16 protein-coding genes, 1 tRNA gene and 1 pseudogene are annotated in these 15,096 nt (G+C 62.9%); 6 read left to right on the top strand and 12 right to left on the bottom strand.

Annotated elements, in window-relative coordinates:
- Positions 1–24 precede the first annotated feature (24 nt).
- From AC3EC3_RS00090 to AC3EC3_RS00080, 3 genes are read right to left on the bottom strand one after another with little or no spacing between them, the layout of a single operon-like run.
- The gene (locus AC3EC3_RS00090; protein ID WP_488487716.1) at positions 25–588 is read right to left on the bottom strand and encodes a hypothetical protein; all 564 of its coding nucleotides are present in this window, start codon (positions 586–588) and stop codon (positions 25–27) included.
- A gap of 48 nt (positions 589–636) precedes the next feature.
- Positions 637–1,536, bottom strand: coding sequence for an acetylglutamate kinase (gene argB / locus AC3EC3_RS00085; RefSeq protein ID WP_260926779.1), 900 nt, complete (start codon positions 1,534–1,536; stop codon positions 637–639).
- Positions 1,537–1,592: 56 nt separating this feature from the next.
- Positions 1,593–2,210, bottom strand: coding sequence for a queuosine precursor transporter (locus AC3EC3_RS00080; protein ID WP_488487715.1), 618 nt, complete (start codon positions 2,208–2,210; stop codon positions 1,593–1,595).
- Between the two features lie 142 nt (positions 2,211–2,352).
- On the opposite strand from AC3EC3_RS00080, the gene AC3EC3_RS00075 reads away from it, so the two are divergent.
- Both AC3EC3_RS00075 and AC3EC3_RS00070 read left to right on the top strand, forming a co-directional pair.
- On the top strand, positions 2,353–3,705 hold the full coding sequence (locus tag AC3EC3_RS00075) for a NupC/NupG family nucleoside CNT transporter (protein WP_488487714.1): 1,353 nt from the start codon (positions 2,353–2,355) through the stop codon (positions 3,703–3,705).
- Positions 3,706–3,799: 94 nt separating this feature from the next.
- Positions 3,800–4,180: a DUF4870 family protein gene (locus AC3EC3_RS00070; protein WP_488487713.1), complete on the top strand. Its 381-nt coding sequence runs from the start codon at positions 3,800–3,802 to the stop codon at positions 4,178–4,180.
- Positions 4,181–4,301: 121 nt separating this feature from the next.
- Here the strand turns inward: AC3EC3_RS00070 and AC3EC3_RS00065 are convergent, their stop codons facing one another.
- Together AC3EC3_RS00065 and AC3EC3_RS00060 are read right to left on the bottom strand one after the other, a co-directional pair.
- The gene (locus tag AC3EC3_RS00065; RefSeq protein WP_488487712.1) at positions 4,302–4,595 is read right to left on the bottom strand and encodes a DUF1294 domain-containing protein; all 294 of its coding nucleotides are present in this window, start codon (positions 4,593–4,595) and stop codon (positions 4,302–4,304) included.
- Positions 4,596–4,695: 100 nt separating this feature from the next.
- A complete protein-coding gene (locus AC3EC3_RS00060; RefSeq protein WP_260926770.1) occupies positions 4,696–5,748 on the bottom strand; it encodes a ribonucleotide-diphosphate reductase subunit beta in 1,053 nt (350 codons plus the stop codon).
- Between the two features lie 360 nt (positions 5,749–6,108).
- Here AC3EC3_RS00060 and AC3EC3_RS00055 point away from each other — a divergent pair, with 360 nt between their 5' ends.
- The gene (locus AC3EC3_RS00055; protein WP_488487711.1) at positions 6,109–6,366 is read left to right on the top strand and encodes a DUF2171 domain-containing protein; all 258 of its coding nucleotides are present in this window, start codon (positions 6,109–6,111) and stop codon (positions 6,364–6,366) included.
- Positions 6,367–6,435: 69 nt separating this feature from the next.
- On the opposite strand, the gene AC3EC3_RS00050 is transcribed toward AC3EC3_RS00055, so the two are convergent.
- Together AC3EC3_RS00050 and AC3EC3_RS00045 are read right to left on the bottom strand one after the other, a co-directional pair.
- Positions 6,436–6,600, bottom strand: a complete 165-nt coding sequence (locus AC3EC3_RS00050) for a hypothetical protein (protein ID WP_488487710.1) — start codon at positions 6,598–6,600, stop codon at positions 6,436–6,438.
- Positions 6,601–6,817: 217 nt separating this feature from the next.
- A complete protein-coding gene (locus tag AC3EC3_RS00045; RefSeq protein ID WP_488487709.1) occupies positions 6,818–8,848 on the bottom strand; it encodes a ribonucleoside-diphosphate reductase subunit alpha in 2,031 nt (676 codons plus the stop codon).
- A 616-nt stretch (positions 8,849–9,464) separates the two neighbouring features.
- Between AC3EC3_RS00045 and AC3EC3_RS00040 the strand changes: the two genes are divergently transcribed.
- Positions 9,465–9,710, top strand: coding sequence for a GlsB/YeaQ/YmgE family stress response membrane protein (locus tag AC3EC3_RS00040; protein WP_488487708.1), 246 nt, complete (start codon positions 9,465–9,467; stop codon positions 9,708–9,710).
- Between the two features lie 223 nt (positions 9,711–9,933).
- Here AC3EC3_RS00040 and AC3EC3_RS00035 read toward each other — a convergent pair.
- Positions 9,934–10,020: transfer RNA gene (locus tag AC3EC3_RS00035), tRNA-Leu, on the bottom strand.
- A gap of 262 nt (positions 10,021–10,282) precedes the next feature.
- Here AC3EC3_RS00035 and AC3EC3_RS00030 point away from each other — a divergent pair.
- Complete coding sequence (locus tag AC3EC3_RS00030) at positions 10,283–11,257, top strand: complex I NDUFA9 subunit family protein (RefSeq protein WP_488487707.1); 975 nt, start codon at positions 10,283–10,285, stop codon at positions 11,255–11,257.
- 8 nt (positions 11,258–11,265) lie between these two features.
- Here AC3EC3_RS00030 and AC3EC3_RS00025 read toward each other — a convergent pair whose 3' ends face one another.
- Positions 11,266–12,120, bottom strand: a complete 855-nt coding sequence (locus tag AC3EC3_RS00025) for a hypothetical protein (protein ID WP_488487706.1) — start codon at positions 12,118–12,120, stop codon at positions 11,266–11,268.
- 34 nt (positions 12,121–12,154) lie between these two features.
- Positions 12,155–12,826: a glutathione S-transferase family protein gene (locus AC3EC3_RS00020; protein WP_260926713.1), complete on the bottom strand. Its 672-nt coding sequence runs from the start codon at positions 12,824–12,826 to the stop codon at positions 12,155–12,157.
- Positions 12,827–12,956: 130 nt separating this feature from the next.
- On the opposite strand from AC3EC3_RS00020, the gene AC3EC3_RS00015 reads away from it, so the two are divergent.
- On the top strand, positions 12,957–13,340 hold the full coding sequence (locus AC3EC3_RS00015) for a VOC family protein (protein WP_488487705.1): 384 nt from the start codon (positions 12,957–12,959) through the stop codon (positions 13,338–13,340).
- A gap of 87 nt (positions 13,341–13,427) precedes the next feature.
- Here AC3EC3_RS00015 and AC3EC3_RS00010 read toward each other — a convergent pair whose 3' ends face one another.
- Positions 13,428–14,570 (bottom strand): alpha/beta fold hydrolase, encoded by a 1,143-nt coding sequence (locus tag AC3EC3_RS00010; protein ID WP_488487704.1) that lies wholly within the window; start codon positions 14,568–14,570, stop codon positions 13,428–13,430.
- Positions 14,571–14,975: 405 nt separating this feature from the next.
- Positions 14,976–15,096: pseudogene (locus tag AC3EC3_RS00005) on the bottom strand (IS630 family transposase); the annotation flags it as partial.

The following is a 15,096-nucleotide window of genomic DNA, read 5'->3' as shown; positions in this document are numbered from 1 at the left end:
GGCGCTGCCACACTCCGACCGGCATCAGGACGAGAAGGTCGACGTCCGCTCGATCCGCCAGTTGAGCTGTTCCTCGCTCGCCCCCGGCACGTCGTTGACGCGGCGCACAACGATGGTACCCCGCTGCGAGGGTCGACCGTCCGAGAAGTCCACGACGAGCGGCGCCTCATAGTAGAGCGAACCGGCAGCACCCTCGACATCGCCCTTGCCCAGCGTCAGGCGGGCACCGGCACCGGCGAATTCCGCCTTGAGCTTGTCAGGCGTCATCTGCGCATCGAGGCTCCATGCGCGCGCGGCGGCGTTCCAGTTCTGCGCCCGGATCGCGCTGGTGTAGAACTGCAGCAGGCGCTCGGGCTGCTGGCGATCGGTCAGCGCGCCGAAATCGAGGTTGGAGACGACCGCACCATTGGCCGAACCCGTGGCGTCGGCAGACGGCTGTGCATCCGGGGCAGCGCTGGCCGAGGCACTGGCCGCCGACGAAGGATCGCTGTCGCCCTGACAACCCGCCAGCGCCAGCGAGACGACGGCCAGCGCGCTTGCGGCAGGAGCCAGTCGACGAACGGGGCGGAATGCGGGCATTTTCATCATGATAAACTATACGGCCTTTTTCTGGTTCTAGCCTCTTGACGAGGAAAACTAGCCAGCGCGGATGAGCGTGCCGGCTCCTTCCTGCGTGAAGATTTCCAGCAACATGGCATGCGAGACCCGTCCGTCAAGCACGACGGCGGCTTCGCAGCCTGCTTCCACCGCATGGATGCAGGTTTCCAGCTTGGGGATCATCCCACCCGAGATCGTGCCGTCTTCCTGAAGCGCGGCTATGTCGGCAGGCGTCAGGTCGGTCAGCAGTTCACCCTGCTTGTCGAGCACGCCGCGCACGTCGGTAAGCAGGAACAGGCGTGCCGCGCCCAGCGCCGCGGCGACGGCGCCTGCCATCGTATCGGCATTGACGTTGTAGGTCTCGCCATCCGGCCCCGCCGCGATCGGCGAGATCACCGGAATGTAGCCTGCCGATGAGATCGTCTCGATCACGCGGATGTCGATATGCTCGGGCTCGCCCACGAAGCCGAGGTCGACGACCTTCTCGATCTGGCTGTCGGGATCCTTCTTCGTGCGGGCGACCTTGCGCGCTGTGGCGAGGCCACCGTCCTTGCCGGAAATGCCCATCGCCTTGCCGCCCGCCTTGGCGATCCAGCCGACGATTTCCTTGTTGATCGCGCCGCACAGCACCATTTCGGCGACTTGCGCGGTCTGCTTGTCAGTGACGCGGAGCCCGTCGATGAACTGCGATTCGACGCCCATGGTCTTGAGCATGTTGCCGATCTGCGGTCCGCCGCCATGGACGACCACCGGGTTGATGCCGATCGCCTTCAGTAACACGACGTCTTCGGCGAAGTCTTCCGCCAGTGCCGGATCACCCATCGCATGGCCGCCGTATTTCACGACGAACGTGCGCCCGGCGTATCGCTGCAGATAGGGCAGCGCGTCGACGAGGGTTGCGGCCTTGGAGAGAAGCTGGGGATCGTGCGGATTCGGCATGGGGGTGCTTTAACCCCCTCGCGCCGGATTTGAAGCCATTTGTGGCCGAACGACGCTTAAAATCCGCCTTCCCGCGCATCAATGCTGCGCCCGATGCGCACCACGATGGTGATGATGATCGGCACGAGCACGGCCGAGAGCACGACCTTGGCCAGCATCTGGCCCAGCATGATCGGCAGGATATCGCGCTCGCCATAGAACGAGAGGGTGATGAAGATCATCGTGTCGGCGATCTGCGAGAGCGCCGCAGCGATGGCGCCACGCAAGGGCGCAAGGCGCCCTCCGCCCACAGCACCACCCAGGCGCGAGAAGATGAAGATGTTGAGCGTCAGCGACACGGCATAGGCGCAGATACCCGCCGCCATCATCCGCCACGACTGTCCCAGCACGATCGGGAACGCGGCCTTGGCAGGTTCGTACATGCCCGGATCAGTGGGCAGGCGCAGCACGAACAGGGTCAGCAGGATCGCCATCACCAGCGGGATCATTCCGAAGCGGGCAAGCCGCTGCGCCGTCGATGCGCCGTAAAGCTGCGCGATGCCGCTCGATGTCGCCACCAGCGTCAGGAACGGGAAGATCCCCGCCTCCACCGCCAGCGGCCCCAGCGCGACCTGTTTCGATCCCAGAACGCCCCCCAGCGTGACCATGCCCCCGTACAGGACAGTGAACAACATCAGGGCGGGAGGGCAGGATCGGGTCGACATCCTCAAGGCATTTAGGCAAATGTGGCGCTTTGGACTAGAAGCCAGCGACAGTCGGCCTATAGAATTCCACGCAATTTTCGCTTCAGACCTGCCCCGGGGGACAGTTTTCTCGATGCCAACCCTTTTCAGCGCCCTCGGCGTCGCTCTCATCATTGCCATTGCCTACCTGCTTTCCTCGAATCGCCGTGCGATTCGCCTGCGAGTCGTGGGCGCTGCCTTCGCGCTTCAGGCAGGTTTTGCCGCGCTGGTGCTCTACGTTCCGTTCGGGCGCACGTTGCTGTCGGGCGCAGCCTCGGCGGTGGAGAGCCTGCTCGGCTATGCCCATGCCGGTGTCGATTTCCTGTTCGGCCCGCTCGCCGCGCCAAACGTGGGCGGGGCGAGCTTCGCGATCTCGGCACTGCCGGTGATCATCTTCTTCGCCTCGTTGATCTCGATCCTCTATTACCTGCGCATCATGCCGCTGGTGATCCGCTGGATCGGCGGCGCGCTGCAGAAGGTAACGGGGATCAGCAAGGTGGAAAGCCTGTGCGCAGCCTCGAACATCTTCGTGGGGCAGAGCGAGAGCCCGCTGGTGATCCGGCCCTATCTCGCCGCGCTCAACCCCTCGCAGCTGTTCTGCGTGATGAGCGTGGGCCTGGCCGGTGTCGCAGGGACCATCCTGGCCGCCTACGCCAGCATGGGCATCCGCATCGACTATCTCGTCGCCGCCGCCTTCATGGCCGCGCCGGGCGGTATCTTCATGGCCAAGATGATCATGCCCGACCCGCTGCCGGGCGAGACCCATCCGCTGGCGCACCTTTCCGACAACACCCCGCCCCCCGCCGGTCTCGCCGCCGCCGCGCTCAACCGGCAGGACGTGGCACACCAACCCGGCGTCCATGTCGACGAAGTGGCGAACAGTCAGGGCGACATTCCGGTCGAAGTGCCGCACGACGAGGAAAAGCCCGCCAATATCATCATGGCCGCCGCGCAGGGCGCGCAAACCGGCGTGAAGCTGGCCGTGGCCGTGGGCGCGATGGTGCTGGCCTTTGTGGCACTGATCGCGCTCGCCAACGGCCTGTTCGGCTCGATCGCCAGCCTGCTCGGATTCCAGAACGTGACCGTGCAGGCCCTGCTCGGCTACGTCTTCGCGCCAATCTTCTACCTGCTCGCCGCGCCGGACTGGACACAGGCGATGCATGCGGGCGGCCTGTTCGGCACCAAGATCGTACTCAACGAATTCGTCGCCTTCATCGAGATGGGCAAGGACCCGCTGCTCAGCCAGCGCACCGTCGCCGTCGTGACCTTCGCGCTGTGCGGTTTCGCCAATTTCTCCTCGATCGCGATCCAGTTGGCCGTGACCGGCAGCCTCGCGCCCAACCAGCGCCCGGTGATCGCCAAGCTGGGCCTGCGCGCGCTGGCCGCCGGCAGCCTCTCCAACCTGATGAGCGCGGCGCTGGCAGGACTGTTCCTCGGTCTGCACTGACAGGACCGGGCGAGGCAGGTGCGGTTGAGCCAGTTGCCTCGCCCGGCGTTTGCGCGCAGGGCTTTCCTGCGACGACAACAGACAGGATGATGACGTGACGGACAAGCCCACCAGCGGCAGCGCCAGCAACAGCAGGAAGAGCAACTTCGAGGCCAACCAGCCCTCAGTTCTGGCGCTGCTCTATCTCGGCGGGTCGCTGACCTTCGGCGTCTCGACGATCGCCGGACTGGTCATGGCCTACCTGTGGCGCAAGGAGCCCCGCGCCGAGTGGGAAGTCTCGCACTACACCTACATGATCCGCACGTTCTGGATGAGCGTGCTGTGGACCGTGGTCGGCATCGCGCTCAGCGTCGTAGTGGTCGGGATCATCCTGCTGATCGCCACGAGCGTGCTGGTGATCGTGCGCAGCGTGAAGTCCCTGCTGCTGGCCCAGAAGCACGAGCCCATGCCCTCGCCCAAGACCTGGCTGGTCTGATCGGGCGGCTGGTTCAGAAAAAAAGACAGTTCCGGGGCCAGCGGCCCCGCCCCCATTACGTCTTCCGACGCCTTCGGTTTACCCAGACCCGGCTCATATTCTTCAACACGTCGACGGCTCATCAACCACCCAGCCACCAGCCGCCGCCGATCGCCAGCGCAATGGCCTGCAGAATCACGATGGCGTGAAGGTTGCGCACAAACGGCTGCTTGCGCGTCTTGTGCCGGAACAGCGAACGCGCCGCATAGGCGCCCGGCGTCCCACCGAAAAATGCCAGTGTGAGTAAATGGCGCTCTGAAATGCGCTGGCGCGAACGCCCCGCCTGCGCCAGCCGCTTGTCCACCCAGAACATGACGAAAGCCGCAAGGTTCACGCAAACGAGCGCGACGAGAATCAGCTGGGAGAGATCAGGCATGGTCCGTCGCGTAACCGCGCAATCCCGATACAGAAAGGCCCCATACGAAAAGGGCGACCTTACAGCCGCCCTTCGCATCGTTTCATCTGACTGAGTGCAATCACTCTGCCGCTTCGGTCGTCCCGAACAGGCCCGGCTCGCCGCCTTCGACATTCGCGGCGGTCTCGCCCAGCTTCGCCTTGCGACGCGAATCGAAGTTCGCCCAAACGGTGTTCCAGTCACCGCGCGTCGCGCCCTTCGAGTATTCGGTGGCGCGGGTCTCGAAGAAGTTGGCGTGCTCCACGCCGTTGAGCAGCGGCGTCAGCCAGGGCAGCGGGTGCTCCTCGATCAGGTAGACCGGCGGCAGACCCAGCTGGCCAAGTCGCCAGTCGGCGATGAAGCGGATGTAGCGCTTGATGTCCTTGGCGCTCATGCCGGGCACCGGGCCGAGTTCGAAGGCCAGGTCGATGAAGTTGTCCTCAAGACGCACGGTGGTCATGCAGCAGTCGATGATGTCCTGCTTGACCGACTTGGTGAGGCAGCCGCGCTCCTTCACGAAAGTATGGAACATCTTGATGATGCCCTCGCAGTGCAGCGTCTCGTCGCGGACCGACCACGAGACAATCTGCCCCATGCCCTTCATCTTGTTGAAGCGCGGGAAGTTCATCAGCATCGCGAAGCTGGCGAACAGCTGAAGCCCCTCGGTGAAGCCACCGAACATCGCCAGCGTACGGGCGATATCCTCGTCCGAATCGACGCCAAAGGTGTGCATGTAGTCATGCTTGTCCTTCAACTCGGCATATTCGAGGAACGCGCCGTATTCGCTCTCGGGCATGCCGATGGTGTCGAGCAGGTGCGAATAGGCCGCGATGTGTACCGTCTCCATGTTGGAGAAGGCGGTGAGCATCATCTTGATCTCGGTCGGCTTGAACACACGCGCGTACTTGTCGTGGTAGCAATCCTGCACCTCGACGTCGGCCTGCGTGAAGAAGCGGAAGATCTGCGTCAGCAGGTTGCGCTCATGCTCGGAAATCTTCTGCGCCCAGTCTCGGCAGTCCTCGCCCAGCGGCACTTCCTCGGGCAGCCAGTGCAGCTGCTGCTGGATCTTCCAGTAGTCGTAGGCCCAGGGGTACTCGAAAGGCTTGTAGGTCTTGCGGGCTTCGAGAAGGGACATGACGGGACAACTCCGGTGAACGACGAATTTTGTTTGCCCCGGCGCGTTTCCGGGCAGCGGCAACAAGGCCGCGCCGGCGCAGCGACGGGCAGGACGGTCATCCTAACCGCAAACCCTGGAAAAGAGGGATAGCTTTTCCTGAGGTTTGCACAGCTTTGACAAATATTTTAGCACATCTTGCGACTGTGGATAGAGTCCATCGCAAGGGATTGTGTTCACTCCGAATCGCCGGGTTTGCGTCGATATGAACGGAATGCCCCTGCCTCAGGCACCCCGAAAGCCCATTTTCGACCGCTTCGGAACCCTCGCTACCGATAGGGTTTGATCCTTGGGAGCCTCTACGAGGCAGAAAGGACGACCATGGCCGGAATCAATGAACAGCACAGCTGGTGGACCTCTGCCGGAACCATCCGGCGCGGCATGACCGTACTCGATCCGGACGCAGTGCCTCTCGGCACGGTCGATCATGTGGAGGGCGAGGAAATCCATCTCGCAGATACGCCGAACGACGATGCGCGCAGCTTCGTCCTGGCCTCGCAAGTCGATGGCATCGACGACGACACCGTGTTGCTGTCCCGCCGGGGTGATGCGACCTTCGGCGAAGGCGCGCTTCCCTGAAATACGGCTCCTGAAATGCGGCCCCGTTCCCGCAGACATCGCGCCTGCGGGAACGAAAGCGTGCAATCCTTAGTGGTGATCACCATCCCAGTTGCCGTCACCGCGATGGCCGTCATGCCCATGATCGCCATGCGGCGGGCGATGATGCCCCGGATGGCCATAGTTGCACGCGGTCAGCGTGGTCGAGGCCAGCACCGCGACAGCCAGCGCAGCGATGATTCGGGTCTTACGCATAAGTTCTCTCCTGTTCGTCGGCATCCAGCCGGGCGCCGTCGTGACGCGGCGACCGGATCGATCATCCGCCACAAATCCGCATGACGCCAGAAATTTACAAGCGTTGGGGAACCCGCCGGTTCCCGGCTGTCGCGTCACAATGACGACAAAAAGGGCGGCCCGAATTTCGGACCGCCCTTTGCGTTCAATCAGAACTCAGGTGCTTACTGACAGGCGCTTACTGACAGGCAAGGCACTCGTCGTAGTCGGTGCTCTCGCCGATCTCGAACTTGGGGGCGATCGCGGTGTTGTCCGCTTCAACGCCGCCCGAGCCTGCGAAGCCCGCACGCTGCACCGACTTCGAGCGCAGATAGTACAGCGACTTGATGCCCCGCTCCCACGCCTGGAAGTGCAGCATCAGCAGGTCCCACTTGTCGACGTCTGCCGGGATGAACAAGTTCAGCGACTGCGCCTGATCGATGTAGGGCGTGCGATCGCCCGCGAATTCGAGCAGCCAGCGCTGGTCGATCTCGAAGCTGGTCTTGAAGCAGTCCTTCTCGTCCTGAGTCAGGAAGTCGAGGTGCTGGACCGAACCGCCCTTTTCGAGGATCGAGTTCCACACGTTGGCGGAATCCTTCGACTTCGAGGCCAGCAGCTTCTCAAGATACGGGTTCTTCACCGAGAACGAGCCCGAGAGCGTCTTGTGGGTATAAATATTGCCCGGGATCGGCTCGATGCAGGCAGAGGTGCCGCCGCAGATGATCGAGATCGACGCGGTGGGCGCGATCGCCATCTTGCTGGAGAAGCGCTGCATCACGCCCATGTCCTGCGCATCGGGGCACGCGCCGCGCTCGTGCGCCAGCAGCAGCGAGGCCTCGTCCGCCTTGGCGGCGATGTGCTGGAAGATCTGCAGGTTGATCGCCTTGGCCATCGCGCTCTCGAACGCCACGCCGCGCTTTTGCAGGTACGAGTGGAAGCCCATCACGCCCAGACCCACCGAACGCTCGCGCGCGGCCGAGTACTTGGCGCGGGCCATCTCGTCCGGTGCGCGGTCGATGAAGTCCTGCAGCACGTTGTCGAGGAAGCGCATGATGTCTTCCACCACGTGCTTCTCGCCCTTCCACTCTTCCCAGGTTTCCAGGTTGAGCGAGGAGAGGCAGCACACGGCGGTGCGGTCGTTACCCAGGTGATCGCGACCGGTGGGCAACGTAATTTCCGAGCACAGGTTCGAGGTGGAGACCTTGAGGCCGAGATCGCGCTGGTGCTTGGGCATCATGCGGTTCACGGTATCGGAGAACACGAAGTAGGGCTCGCCAGTGCGCAGGCGCACTTCGACCAGCTTCTGCAACAGCGAACGCGCGTCCACCGTCTTGCGGATCGACTGATCCTTGGGGCTGCGCAAGTTGAACTCGGTGCCATCGCGCACCGCTTCCATGAACTCGTCCGACAGCAGAACGCCGTGGTGCAGATTCAGCGCCTTGCGGTTGAAGTCACCGGTGGTGGTGCGGATTTCGAGGAATTCCTCGATCTCGGGGTGCGACACGTCGATATAGCATGCCGCCGAACCGCGGCGCAGCGAGCCCTGCGAGATTGCCAGGGTCAGCGAATCCATTACGCGAACGAAGGGAATGATGCCGCTGGTCTTGCCGTTGAGGCCAACCGGCTCGCCGATGCCGCGCACGTTGCCCCAGTAGGTGCCGATGCCGCCGCCGCGCGAGGCGAGCCAGACGTTCTCGTTCCAGGTGGCGACGATGCCCTCAAGGCTGTCCTCGACCGAGTTCAGGTAGCACGAAATCGGCAGACCACGGCCCGTGCCGCCGTTCGACAGCACCGGCGTTGCCGGCATGAACCACAGCTTCGAAATATAGTCGTACAGGCGCTGGGCATGCGCCTCATCGTCGGCATAGGCATCAGCGACCCGCGCGAACAGGTCCTGATACTTCTCGCCGGGCAGAAGATAGCGGTCTTCGAGCGTTTCCTTGCCGAACGCGGTCAGCAGCGCATCGCGGCTCTCGTCGACGACGACGTTGAAGCGGCGCGGACGCACGGTCTTGGAATCGATCTTCTCGGCAGCGGCGGCACCGGCGGCCTTCATCGCGTTACCCAGGGCATTCGCACTCAGGGCATCGGCGACCAGCGTGTCGGTTGCGGTATCGGTCTTGTCCATGGCGATGGCCGGGGTGCTCCCCGCCTCCTTGCTGCTGCTGTCGATCGTGGCCTCGATATCCGAACCGTCCACGCGCGCGTCGCTATCGTTCCTGAAATCCACAGTTCGCCCCTTTGTCCGCGCAGGCGGCCTGCCGCCCTGACGCCTTGTGTTCCAACGTTCAGAGCCAGACACGGCCGCCTCGTGGCGACGAAAGCGACGATCCGCTTTCCTTTACCACGAACAGCCCAATCGAGAACGATCTTCCCTGTCCGACCCCATCACACAGACCTGCATCACACGCTCCGCATTGACCGGATCCGTCGAGGCAGCACATTGCCATCCCACCGAGGACCATCAAGGTCTTGAGGCGACGCGGGCCGTGCGACACAACCTATAGTGGACCTTTGCCACGCCGATGCAAGTGCAGCGAAAATGGAGCGATCGTTCCCGTCGCCTCTCGCGACGCGTGGACTTTCCTGTGATACGTCAAAGGCAAGGGGTCAGATGCGCTCGTTCCGTCAGAATTTTTCCACATAAATGCGCGATGAAGCGAATCGGGCGTGCGACGAAATGAGGCCTCACCTCGACCAGCCGAGACCTTGCACCATGCCCGGACAGTTTGCTCTTTCTCAAGGTATACGGCGCGCTGGAAACCTCGCCCGGCCTCGGGCATTGTGCAGGCGCAGCAGAGCCATCCACGAAGCGCTCATCGGCGCGATCAGGAAGAAACGACAGCATGTTCAATATCATCGGCGCCATCATCAGCGGACTTATCGTCGGTGTGCTGGCGCGATTCGTCTATCCGGGCACCATCGAAATGGGCTGGATCGCCACGATCCTGCTGGGCATCGGCGGCTCGCTCGTGGCCGGACTTGTCACCAGCCGCGGTCGCACCGAATTTCACCGCGCCGGCTGTCTCGCCTCGATCTTGGGCGCGATCGTCCTGATCTTCGTGGGCCGACATCTCCACATCGGCTTCTAAGCCTCACCCCCCGATCACAATCGAGCACCCAGCGCCGCCACTCATCGACAAACCAAACAGCCGCATGCAGGGCTATATTCGGCGCCGAACAGAACCCAAAAAGCGCCCCACACGGTCCCGAATGAGAACCTTTTCTGAGCGAACATACGCGGTCGCCAGAAAAGCAAAAAGCCCCGGTTTCCCGGGGCTTTCGACTACTTGTACTCACCTTCGAAAAGGTAAATGGTGCCCAGAAGAGGACTCGAACCTCCACGCCCTTGCGAGCGCCAGCACCTGAAGCTGGTGCGTCTACCAATTCCGCCATCTGGGCACGGTAGCGAGGGAGCAAGCTTGCCATCCTCGCTGGGTAGGAGGGCGCCTCTAAGCAGCTACGGGAGGGTTGTCAACGCGGTTCATGAAGAAATTTTCCCAGAAAATTCTTCACTTGCCGCGAAGCCGGCGCCGCGCTTGCACGTTGGGTACAGGAAACTGCAGAAAATCGTTATATTTGGGCGATGACTGACGAAGATGGCTGACGAAAACGAAGCCGCGATGTGCGCATCTCCGGCTTTCCTGCAAGGAACACATCCAAGGTGACCCAACAGCTTCCCGACTCTATTTCCGCCCCTCACCCGTTTTCCGGGAAAATCGTCACTGTCATCGGTGGCAGCGGTTTCGTTGGCCGACATCTCGCGCAGCACCTGTTCGAGCACGGCGCACGCCTACGCATCGCCAGTCGCAGCCCCGGCAAAGCCTATGCCGTGCGCGCGCTCGCCAACCTGGGGCAAGTCCAGTTCATCGGCACGGACGTCACCCGTCCGGAAATGTTGACGGCAGCGTTCGAGGGTTCGGATATGGTGGTCAATCTGGTCGGTGCGTTCACCGGCACGCTCGATGCAGTACAGGGCGAGGGAGCGGGCAGGATCGCGGCAGCGGCACAAGCTGCGGGGGTCCGCGCGTTCGTTCATGTCTCGGTACTCGGAGCGGACGCTACGTCAGATGTACCCTATCTGCGGACCAAGGCCGAAGGCGAGCGCGCAATACTGACTGCATATCCGCAGGCTACGATACTTCGCCCCTCTGTATTGTTCGGGCCGGATGACCATTTCGTGATGATGCTGGCCGATGCCATCGCAAGCGCGCCGGTCATGCCGGTCTTTGCGCCGGAAGCGAAGCTCCAACCGCTTTACGTGGATGATTTGGCCAAGGCGATCGTCAACGCACTCGCCAACCCCAGGCGCCATGGAGGCAAGATTTACGAGATTGCCGGCCCCGAGGCGATCTCGATGCTTGAAATCACCCAGCGCATTGCTGCTGCGCAGGAGCGCAAGCGCCATATCTGGCCACTGTCGGACGGCATGGCAAAGGTGCTTCGCGCCCTGCCTTTCACACCAATCAGCGTCGATCAGTACAAGGTGCTGAAGGCTGGCAATATACTGACAGGGACATTGCCCGGCTTGGAGGCTCTGGATGTTACGCCGCGCCCCATAGGGCTTTTCCTGAACCGCTGGATGGCCCCTTTCCGCAAGACCGGGCGCTTTACCGACGACAATGCTGTAATCCCGTAAAACCAGCGTCAGATGCGCTCGCGACGCTCCCAAAGCGCCGTGAAGCGGACTGCAGGCACTCGAAAGCACAACGGCAGGACATCAAGTCCCAAGGCCCTTGCAAAGGCGCCCGGCCTCCAGTCCAGCGCCTGCATGGGGATAATCGAGTCGAGGTCAACGGGCAGATCTATTCCCGCAAAGGCAAGGCTGCCGGGGTTTTCAAGAGGAGCGATGGCTTCGTCCTGAAGCGTCAACTGCGCGAGCGCTTCATCGTATCCGCTGAAGAAAGGCGCAAATTCCGCAGGCAGAGTGCGGTCTTCTGTATCCTGCGCGCGCAAACACCAGTCCGGCGCGCTGCCACCGCCCGAGGTGGCGCCGCTGATCCAGTCAAGCCCATCGCGGCGATGACCGAAATTCACTGCACGATGCGAGAGCATGGCATCGCTGAACAGCCTGGTGCCAAGCGCGTAGAGGTCGCTGTCGAACGCGTTGCAAAGGAACAGCACGGTCGCGGCCGCTGGTTCCTGCCCGCCTATGTGTTCGACATAAAGCCGCCAGTTGCTTTGCTTTGGCGAGGGAAACAGCCTGCGCAAAGGGCCTGCCAACGCGGGGCCGAAATGACCGTGTACGTAAGTGAGCACGGTCAGGATGGCATGGCCATCGACGCTCCGCACCGTGACGCCAGGCGGGGTCACATCGACCAAACGATCAACCGGTACCACCCAGCTGGCATAGATCACATCGCGCACATCGCTGACAAGCTTGGGAAAAGGTAAGCGCGAGACGAGAGCACGGCGAACGCTGCGCAACCCCTGATGATTGGCAAGGCAGCTCTGTATACGACCGAACAGCCCCTCTCGCGGCGAGACGAAGGGTGACGGCATCGCAGAGCTGCGCTCCCCGCCCTGCGACCTGTGTTCAGGCATCCACTTCGGCGTAGTGGCTGGGCGGCTGGATCACTTCCATCCGCTCGGACAGCAGCGGACGGAAGCTGGGCCGCGACTTGATCCACATGTACCAGGCGCGCGCCTGCTCGTGGCTCGACCAGTCGAGCCCACCAAGATAGTCGGCAACCGAAATCTGCGCGGCAGCGGCGAAATCCGCCAGTGTGATCGTCGCGCCCGCCAGCCAGGGGCGGTTGTCGATCAGGTAGTCGATATAATCGAGATAATCGTGCGCCAGCTTCATCGCTTCGCGCAGCATCTTCGCATCGGGCGACTGGCGCAGGACAAGGCGCTTCTTCATACGCTCATGGAGCAGCGGCTCGGTGACGGCGGCGTAGAAATTCTCGTCGAACATCGCCACCAGACGGCGGATTTCCGCGCGTTGCTGGGCGGTTCCGCTGATCAACGGATTACGATCGACGGTTTCCTCGAAGTATTCGCAGATCGCCCGGCTGTCCGACAGCGTGATTGCGCGCTCGGTCTCATGGACCACCGGAGTACGCCCGGCCGGGTTCATCGCGAAGAAACGATCCTCGCCTTCCCAGGGCCTTGCGGTCTGGAGTTCATAGGCGATCCCTTTCTCGGCCATCAGCAGACGGACCTTGCGACTGAAGGGGCAGAGCGGGAATTGGTAGATGTGCCACATGGTTTTTCGGCATGCCAAAGGCTCCGAGGCGCGTCCACCCACGGATTTGCGGGGGGGGCGCTAAACAGGTGGACAAGTGCGGCGGGCAAGCGCACTCGACGCACGCGAGTTTCGCATTCGGAGAGCTTCCATGTTCACGCATATCTGTGTCGGCAGCAATGACCTTGCCCGTTCCAAGTCTTTCTACGACGCCATTTTTTCAGCAGCAGGCGGGACCGCCACAGCCAGCGATCCGGCTTCGGGTCGCCTGATGTACGAGCACAAGGGCGGGCGCCTTGTGGTGCTGACGCCGAACAATGGCGAGACCGCGAGCTTCGCCAATGGCGGGACCATCGGCATCCACATGGACACCCCCGAAATGGTCGAGGCATGGCACGCAGCGGGCGTGGCGGCAGGCGGTACAACCTGCGAGAATCCGCCGGGAATCCGCTCGATGCCGGGGCGCGAACTGTACCTTGCCTACTTGCGCGATCCTGACGGAAACAAGCTGTGCGGCGCCCACCCGGTCGCCTGATACAGGTCGGCTGACACAGATCGGCTAAAACGGGGTAGAAGCGGGCTAGAGACAGGCACAGGCCCCTCTACCCCGCCTCTACCCCGATCAGACGCCGAGGAAGAACCCTTCGGCGATCTTCACGAAATCGTCGGGCCGGTCGAGATTGACCACATGGGTCGCATCGATCCGGCGATAGGTTCCGTGCTTCAGAAGTGCCATCGCGCGCTTCGCATCATCGGCATCCATCGCGCCGTCGAGCGTGCCATCGGGCAGCGTCCTGAAATTCGCCTGAAGCAGCAGCACCGGGCACTCGATCCGCGCCAGCGCCGCCGCGTGATCGAACCCGGCGTTCCAGGTGCCGTCATAGAACGCCGCGCCGAAGCGGGGATCGTACTGGTCGAGCCCGCGCACCAGCATGCGCACCGTGTCGTTCTTCAGCAGCCCGATCTCGACCGGCTGATGGGGATGCCCGGCCCGCCACGCCTTCACCGCCTGGCGCAGCAGGAAGGGCGTGCCCGGCGCGACGTTGCGACGGAAGAAGCGCGCGTTCTTTTCGATCCAGTAGAGCAGGAAATCATCGGGCACGTCCTTCGTCGCGGTATAGCTGGTGCGAAAGGCACGCTGGGCGATCGTGGACCTGATGCGCGGGTACTCGCTGGAGAACAGCGGCGGGTCTTCGAGCAGCGCCGCGCGGACCAGTTGCGGGCGGTTCGCCGCCAGCCATGTCGCGAGCAGGCCGCCCGAACTGTTGCCGGAGACAAACACCGGCTGGCCGATCTGCCGCGCGATGAAATCGCCAAGGTCGGCGCCGATGCGGTTCGCGGTCATCGGATAGCCCAGCGGCACCCGCGTCGCCCCGTGCCCCGGATAGTCGATATCGTAGACGTGGAAGCGCTTCGAGAGCGCGGGCAGCACCCGGCTGTAGGAAAACCAGTCGAGCAACTGGGCATGGAGCAGCACCAGCGGCGGGCCATTGTCCGGCCCCTCGACATAGCTGAGGCGCACGCCGTTCACCTCGGCCATCTTCGGCACGAACCCGGCAGCGGCGACTTTCGCGTGCCCCGGATCGACGTAGCTGTCGACGCGATGCCGCAGCCACGCCGCCCCGCTTATGCCTGCCAGCACCAGCCCCGCCACCGACCACCCGAGCACTCGCCCAAGCCCCCTGCCCAGCCCCCTTCCCCGGCGCCGCCCCGCACGGCGCGCAGGCGTTGGAGAATCGGGAGCATCGGCACGGCTGGTCATCATCGCAATCCATCCCCCCGCCGCGACCGGGGCTCGGCCAGCGCCTCTCGGAAGGTCCGGGCGCTATAGACGGAGGGCGGTCGGGGCGGATGACAGATTGTAAATGGGGGAAGGGGGATCTTGGCCGATTTCGGAATGGCCGGTTTGGGGTTCGCGACGGTGATTAGCTGCCATCGGCGTTGATGACGGATGATTGATCCGCCAAAGCTTTAAGCCAGATTTCGCCCGGCTTCCGTTCCTGCCTTAGCGAGACGTCTCGCCTTCCTTGCCGTCGCGCTTTGGGAAGCTCGGTTCAATGTGTCGTTCGAGCGTTGGGCCGGGCTTTTTCACGTAGAAGCTACGGCTTGTCCAACGTTCGCATCGCAACGACTTCGACCGCGCCGTCGTTTTTTGAGTTCATCGTTATGGCTAGTGGATTGACTCCAACGTTTGGAACCCGCGATTTCGAGCGGCGATAATGTCGTCCGGATTAGCCTTCCAGATGAAAGGCTTGGGGTTGTCGGCGTTGTATTCGCGGATGAACCGGTTG

This window comes from Novosphingobium sp. BAM6 (assembly GCF_057784955.1).
This window is presented reverse-complemented; position numbering and strand designations above follow the sequence as displayed.